Source organism: Nitrospirota bacterium (assembly GCA_037386965.1).
GTDB lineage: Bacteria > Nitrospirota > Thermodesulfovibrionia > Thermodesulfovibrionales > JdFR-86 > JARRLN01.
Genome location: JARRLN010000106.1, coordinates 1 through 6,526, shown reverse-complemented (window position 1 = coordinate 6,526; position 6,526 = coordinate 1). Strand labels below are relative to the sequence as shown.

At 65.8% G+C, this 6,526-nt stretch carries 7 protein-coding genes; all 7 read right to left on the bottom strand.

Annotation, left to right across the window (positions count from 1 at the left end; genetic code table 11):
- The coding region (locus P8Y39_12045) for an NAD(P)-dependent oxidoreductase (GenBank protein MEJ2193048.1) at positions 1 to 248 on the bottom strand (248 nt) is incomplete at its 3' end.
- A 1-nt stretch (position 249) separates the two neighbouring features.
- On the bottom strand, positions 250 to 1,011 hold the full coding sequence (gene bamD / locus P8Y39_12040; protein MEJ2193047.1) for an outer membrane protein assembly factor BamD: 762 nt from the start codon (positions 1,009 to 1,011) through the stop codon (positions 250 to 252).
- Between the two features lie 145 nt (positions 1,012 to 1,156).
- A complete protein-coding gene (locus P8Y39_12035; protein MEJ2193046.1) occupies positions 1,157 to 1,330 on the bottom strand; it encodes a zinc ribbon domain-containing protein in 174 nt (57 codons plus the stop codon).
- 163 nt (positions 1,331 to 1,493) lie between these two features.
- Positions 1,494 to 2,000, bottom strand: a complete 507-nt coding sequence (locus P8Y39_12030; GenBank protein ID MEJ2193045.1) for a nucleoside-triphosphatase — start codon at positions 1,998 to 2,000, stop codon at positions 1,494 to 1,496.
- Between the two features lie 198 nt (positions 2,001 to 2,198).
- On the bottom strand, positions 2,199 to 4,388 hold the full coding sequence (locus P8Y39_12025) for a PAS domain S-box protein (GenBank protein MEJ2193044.1): 2,190 nt from the start codon (positions 4,386 to 4,388) through the stop codon (positions 2,199 to 2,201).
- A 237-nt stretch (positions 4,389 to 4,625) separates the two neighbouring features.
- On the bottom strand, positions 4,626 to 5,450 hold the full coding sequence (locus tag P8Y39_12020) for a ParB/RepB/Spo0J family partition protein (protein MEJ2193043.1): 825 nt from the start codon (positions 5,448 to 5,450) through the stop codon (positions 4,626 to 4,628).
- Positions 5,422 to 6,192, bottom strand: coding sequence for a ParA family protein (locus tag P8Y39_12015; protein MEJ2193042.1), 771 nt, complete (start codon positions 6,190 to 6,192; stop codon positions 5,422 to 5,424). Before P8Y39_12015 ends, P8Y39_12020 begins: the two co-directional genes overlap by 29 nt.
- Positions 6,193 to 6,526: the final 334 nt, after the last annotated feature.

Below are 6,526 nucleotides of genomic sequence, written 5' to 3'. Positions count from 1 at the left end.
GCGATGGCGAGGAAAGCGCCGTCGAGGTCCGCGTCCCTCGCCCTGCGGGGGATGTGCTCGATTCTGCCGGCGGCCTTCTCCTTCTCAAGCCGCCGGGTCAGGGTGGGGCTTATCACGGCCACCCGGGCCTCGGCGGAAAGGAGGCCCAGCACCTTGCGCTCGGCCACCGTGCCGCCGCCCACCACCACGCAGCGCTTGCCCCTCAGGTCCAGGAACACGGGATAGTAGCGCCGGGGGGGCGTGGGCATGCTAGTGGCCGCGCTCTTTCTCGATATCGGCCAGGGCCTCCTCGGTCTTTTTGATGAGCTCGTGCCCCGGGAACCGCTTCTTGAGCATCTCGAGGTCCTGCTCGGCCTTCTGGTCCTCGCCCAGGTGCTTGTGGCTTACGGCCAGGCGGTACAGGACCTCGGGGGCCTTGTTGTACGCGGGGAAGTCCCGGAGCAGGCTCTCCAGCCGCCCGATGGCGCCACTGTAGGCCGACTGCCTGTAGTAGAAGTCTCCCACCATGTACTCGTGGTCCGCGATGACCTGGCGGCAGCGGTCTATCTTGAACTTCACGGACTCGCGGTAGGGGTTGCGCGGATAGATTCGGTTGAGGCTCTCAAAGGCGCCCAGGGCCCTCACGGCGGCGCCGAAGCCCCGCGCCGGCCCCTTTATCTGCGTGTAGTAGGCCATCCCTATCTGGTACTGGGCATAGGCGGCGTACTTGTGGGACGGATAGCTGTCCAGAAACTGCTGGTACTCGTCGACGGCCAGCTCCGGCTCCTCCTCCTCGACGTAGGAGTCCGCTATCCTGAGCTGGGCCAGGGGGGCGTACTTCATCTCGGTGTCCCTGCGCTTGACGTCCTCGAAGTGGCTCCTGGCCTCGTCGTAGTTCTTCTTCGACAGAAGGTGGTTGGCTTCCTCGAAGTCCTTGGCCACGTCATAAGGCGGAGGGGTCTCGGGCTTTACCGCCTTGGAGCAGCCCGCAAGGAGAAGGATTGCCAGGACGAGAAGGAGCGGCCGTTTCATACGGTATTTAAACCCGTGGGGGCGGACGGCGTCAAGGCGGCTCGGCGAGGATTGGACGGCAAAACAAGAGAGGCCGCCTTTTCTCTGAAGGGCGGCCTCCGCCGAAAAAGCCCGCCTGACCGGCGGGTCAGCAGCCCCGGGGGCTTCACCCCCCGCCCAGGCGGCCGAACAGGAGCCGGAAGAAGTCCTGCGGATTATGCTCTATGACGTTGTTCCCGCCGCAGAAGGGGCACTTCTGCTCCGTGGGTTCGCTCCCTTCCGGCAGGGCAAGCTCGAAGTCCTTCCCGCACTGAAGACAAAGAAGCGAAAACCTGGGCATCACGAGACCTCCTTTCCGGATACGCTCTTTCCCCTCCGAAGCGTCCATTATGGTAACCCCTTCCGCCAACCAAGAACAAGGGGCGCCAGGGCACCAGTGCCTCTTTTAGGATGGAGTTGACGTCTCCTGATGCATAAAAGGGGCGCTGGCGCCCACTGGTGCCCTATTCGAGCATGCTCATGATGACGCCCACCAGGGCATCCCTGTTGCCTTCGGTGACCTCGAGCATGGTGGCCCGGGCCTTTTTCTTGAGCTCTTCGATAAAGGGCGTCCCCCTCCGGGCGATGGTGGCCACCACGTGACTGCTTTTTTCCTCCGTGCCCAGGAGGCCGGCAATAAGGGAGCGGAAGGCGCCGGAGAAGCATTCCATCTTACCCACCTCGTCGACGATGACCACGGTCGCGCCGCCGAGGTCCAGGCCGCCGAGGAACTCCTCGAAGCCCTCCACGTCCACGCCGTACTTGCTCACCCGGCGGGGGCTCTGGATATCTACATGGGCGAGGACTCGCTCCCCGCCCCCGGGCAGGCCCACGAGCCTGAAACCCTTCCGCCGCCCGCCCTCACGGATTTCCTCCGTATAGAAGCCCCGGGCCTCGGGGATTTTCGCTGCGACCCGCTGGATGAGCGTGGTCTTCCCCGCCCCCGGTGCTCCCGTAATGAGGATGTTCATGAGAGGCTCTCCTTCCTTCGCGCACGGGACGCCGCGGACTGCGCAATCCCTTTCTCAGTGCCCTTCGGCACGGGAAAGCCCGGTCGCGTTACTTCCTCTTCTCAGGTTCTCAGGCGGCTTCGCTTTCCGCCCGGCAGGGGACCAGGGGCTTCTTCGACATGGCCTCCCGGCACAGTGTAAAGCAGGGCGTCCGCGGCGTCAACGCTCGAAGCGCCATGTTCTGGCAAGCAGAGGGGAGTTTCCGTCCCATATGTCTTCGGCCTCCAGGAAGACCTCCACGACGCGCGGGTCGAACATCCGGCCGGACTGTTCGGCGATAAATGCCCGGACCTTCTCCGCGGGCCAGGCGGGACGGTAGGGCCTGTCGGAGGACAGGGCGTCCCAGACGTCCACCACCGAGAAGATGCGGGCCGCCAGGGGGATGTCCTCGGCGCCAAGCCCCTGCGGATAGCCCTGTCCGTCCCATTGCTCGTGGTGGCACAGGGGGATGTCCAGAGCGGGACGAAGAAACTCGATGGGGGCCAGAAGGTCCCGGGCTATGACGGGGTGGCGCTTCATGACGGCCCACTCCTCCGCGGTGAGCTTGCCTGGCTTCAGCAGAATGTTGTCGGGCACGCCCAGCTTGCCTATGTCGTGAAGCAGCGCCCCCCAGCGCACATAGACCAGCTGGTCCTCCAGCACACCCATCAGAAGGGCTACGTGCAGGGTCACCTCCGTCACCCGCCGGGAGTGCCCCTCCGTCTCCTTGTCCCGGTAGTCCAGGGCCCGGGACCAGCCCTCGATGGTGGAGTCGTAGGCCGCCATGAGCCGCCCGTGGGCCTGCTGAAGGTCGGCAAACAGGGTGGCGTCGTCTATGGCGATGGCGGCCTGCCCGGCCACCGTCTCCAGGAAGTCTTTCCATTCCTGGTCCGGCAGAAGGGGGCTCCTGTGAAAGAGCTGAAGCACACCCTTTACCTCTCCCTTGGAGACGAGGGGCACGGCGGCGTACCCGGTGAAACCCTCCTCCCGCAGAAACTCGCGGCCCGCGGGGCAGAAGCGGGGGTCTTCCTTGGGGGACGCCGAGATGAACAGGGGCTTTCTCTCCAGGACCACCTTGCCGGCCGCGCACTGCCCCGGCCTCAGGAGCATCCGCCTTATGCCCTGGGTGAGGAACCCCTTGCCCGCCGCGTACTGCAACTGCTGCGCATGGCGGTCCAGGAGGAAAACGGCCGCGGCGTCCACCTTGAGCTGGTTCTGCAACTGCTCGATGAGGATGGCCAGGGTGACCGGGAGGTCCAGGCTGGCCGAGATGGCCATGTCTATGGAATGCACCGCCCTCAGGTAGGCCAGCTGCCGGTGTATGCGCTCCCGGTCCCTGTCCTGGCCGGTGACGTCCCTGACCGCCGAAAGCACGTGGGGCTCTCCGCCAAGAACGAGGACCACCGCCGAGACCTGCCCATGGGCGATGTTTCCATCCTTTCGCCTGAAGGTGGCCTCGAAGCTCGTCACGTATCCCTCCTTCTCGAGCCGCTCGCTCAGAAGGGACATGTCCGGCGGGTTCTCCCAGAGCCCCAGCTCCAGGGGCGTCCTTCCCAGGGCCTCCTCACGGCTATAGCCCGACATGACGGTGAAGCCGTCGTTGGCGTCCACGATGGCGCTGTCTCCCAGGCGGGTTATGGTGACCGCATCGGGCAGGGTGCGGAAGGCGGTCCGGAAACGCTCCTCGCTCTCCAGGAGGGCCTCTTCGGCCCGGCGGCGGTCCGTCAGGTCCCGGAAGACCCCGGCCACCACGCTCTGCCCCCCCATGACGGTGACGAAGGCGCTTATCTCCACCGGCACACGGGCTCCGTCGCTCCGGGCAACGACGCCCTCCACGGGGGAGCTGATGTCGCGCACGTGGGTGTGGAAAATATCCTTGTACCGCTTCGCCTCCTCCGGAGGATGGAGCATGCTCTGGTGCACGCCTCTGAGCTTCATCCGGGGGATGCCCATGAGACGCTCGGCCGCGCGGTTGGCGTCCAGGATGATGCCCGTTTCGGTATTTGCCAGAAAGACGGCATCCTGGGCGGCCTCCATGGCCGCCCGGTACTTCTCCTCCGACTCCCGCAGGGCTTCCTCCATGAGCCTCCACCGGTCTATCATGCGCCGAAGGCCCGCCCCCCCGGAGCCGGCGGTGGCGAAGCGGCGGAGAAAGAGAACAAGTCCCGCCGCCATGAGGAAGGAAACCACGGAAACGCCCACGGTCTCCATCCGGAAGAGCCCGCGGGTGGGCCCGCCCAGCCAGAAGACGCTCAGAAAGGCATTGGCCAGGACGGCCAGGGCCTCCGCCGCCACGACGGCCAGGACGATGACCTGCCAGGAGGGACGAGCCATGAGCCATCCCAGAACGCTGCCAGAGAACCGGTTCACCCGAGGGCTCTCCTCCTCTCTCCCGGCTCTCCCCCGGTGGCCACGGGGCACGACCCCGCACACACTATCAGATACAGTGAGTTCACGGAAGACATGCAAGCCGAACGTGCAAGCGGCTCTTCGGCGCACCTTCCGGGGCCGGGTTTTTGTATATCTCTCGACACATATTCTATACGCAGAACGGTGGTGGGGATGTGCGAGGACGCACACAAAAAGGCGGGATGCCGCCCGGGGCCCTCAGCCCTGAAGAAGGATGTCCAGGAGGCGGTCCAGCTCCTCCAGGCTGTAGTAGTCTATCTCTATGCTTCCCTTCTTGCCCCGGTGCTTGACGCGCACCTTGGTGGCCAGGCTCCTGACCAGCTTCTCCTCCAGGGCGGCGAGGTCCGGGTCCCTGGGGCGGGGGGCCTTCCGGGGCTTCTTGTCCTTCCTGGCGGCAAGCGCCTCCGTCTCGCGCACGCTGAGCCCGCGGGCGACAACCTTGCGGGCGGCGGCCAGCATCTCCTGCTTGCTCGAAAGGGACAGGAGTGCGCGGGCGTGGCCCATGGAGAGTGTGCCCGCGTCCACGAGGTCCTTGACCTCGTCGGGGAGGCCGAGGAGCCGCAGGTAGTTGGCCACCGTGGCCCGTTCCTTGCCGACCTTCCCGGCAACCTGCTCCTGGGTGAGGCCGAACTGCTTGCCCAGCCTCTGGAAGGCGCGGGCCGTCTCCAGGGGGGAAAGGTCCTCTCGCTGGATGTTCTCGATGAGGGCTATCTCCAGGGCGTCCTCGGAGGAGACCTGTTTGACGATGGCCGGGAGCTTCTTGAGGCCGGCAAGCTGCGCGGCACGGAACCGCCTCTCGCCGGCGATAAGGGTGAGAGAGCCGTCCGGCCCCCGGGTGAGCAGGACCGGCTGAAGCACGCCCTTCTCCTTGATGGAGGCGGCCAGCTCCTTGAGGGACTCGTCCCGGAACACCGTCCGGGGCTGAGCCGCCCCTCGGGCGATGCGCCCTACCTCCACCTCCACGACCTCCTCCCCCTTGCCGGGGATCAGTGCATCAAGCCCTTTGCCTAACGCCGTTTTCATGGAGCAACTCCTTCGCAAGAGACAGGTAGCTCTGGGCCCCCCGCGAACGGGCGTCGTACAGAAGGGCCGGCTGCCCGTGGCTGGGGGCTTCGGCCAGGGTGACGTTGCGGGGGATGACGGTCTCGTACACCTTCCGGCCGAAGTGCCTCCTCAGCTCCTCGGCCACCTGCCGGGTCAGTATATTGCGGCTGTCGAACATGGTCAACAGTATGCCTTCTATCTCCAGGGAGGGGTTGAAGGAGTTTCGGACCAGCTTCAGGGTCCTGGTCAGAAGCCCCAGCCCCTCCAGGGCGAAGTACTCGCACTGCATGGGCACCAGCACGCTCTGGGCGGCCACCAGGGCATTGAGCGTGAGGAGCCCCAGCGCCGGGGGACAGTCCACCAGGACGAACCGGTAGCGCTCCCTGACGGGCTCCAGCCTCTTGAGGAGAACCCGCTCCCTGTCCTCCCGCTCCACAAGCTCTATCTCCACGGCCAGCAGGTCCACCGTGGCCGGCACCAGCGAGAGCCCCTCGATGCCCGTGGGCCGGATGGCCTCGGCCAGGTCCATCCCCCGGGAGTAGACGTCATAGAGGCCGTGGCCGTGCTCCACGCCCAGGCTCGTGGTGGAGTTGCCCTGGGGGTCGGTGTCCACGACGAGGATTTCCTGCCCCGCCAGGGCCAGTGCCGTGGCCAGGTTCACGGCGGTGGTAGTCTTGCCCACCCCGCCCTTCTGGTTCGCTATGGCTATGACCTTCCCCACCTCTGTCCCGCTATCTCCCGAAAAGGACCGCTTTTACCTTGCCCGATGGGTCATGGGTAACGGCGCCGTCCGGGGGCCGGATGGCCTTTGAGATGCGGGCCCGCGGGACGGCAGCCGTGCATGCGCCCGCCGCAACCCTCCGCTTGGCTATGCCGCTGACTTCCCCCAGGTGACGGGCCCTCCTCAGGCGTCGGGCCGGAAAGAAAGCGCCTCGGTAAACCGGCCCGGCAATAGAAATATAATACACCATCAACAAAGCGAAATGGGGGGGACCAGTCCCCCTTTTAAACTTCCATCCAGCCGCGGTTGGTTCCGGAGCTGTCCCCCGGGTAAA

Coding starts and splice junctions, on each gene's coding strand:
- bamD (MEJ2193047.1), bottom strand. CDS start 1,011: ATGAAACGGCCGCTCCTTCTCGTCCTGGCAATCCTTCTCCTTGCGGGC.
- P8Y39_12035 (MEJ2193046.1), bottom strand. CDS start 1,330: ATGCCCAGGTTTTCGCTTCTTTGTCTTCAGTGCGGGAAGGACTTCGAG.
- P8Y39_12030 (MEJ2193045.1), bottom strand. CDS start 2,000: ATGAACATCCTCATTACGGGAGCACCGGGGGCGGGGAAGACCACGCTC.
- P8Y39_12020 (MEJ2193043.1), bottom strand. CDS start 5,450: ATGAAAACGGCGTTAGGCAAAGGGCTTGATGCACTGATCCCCGGCAAG.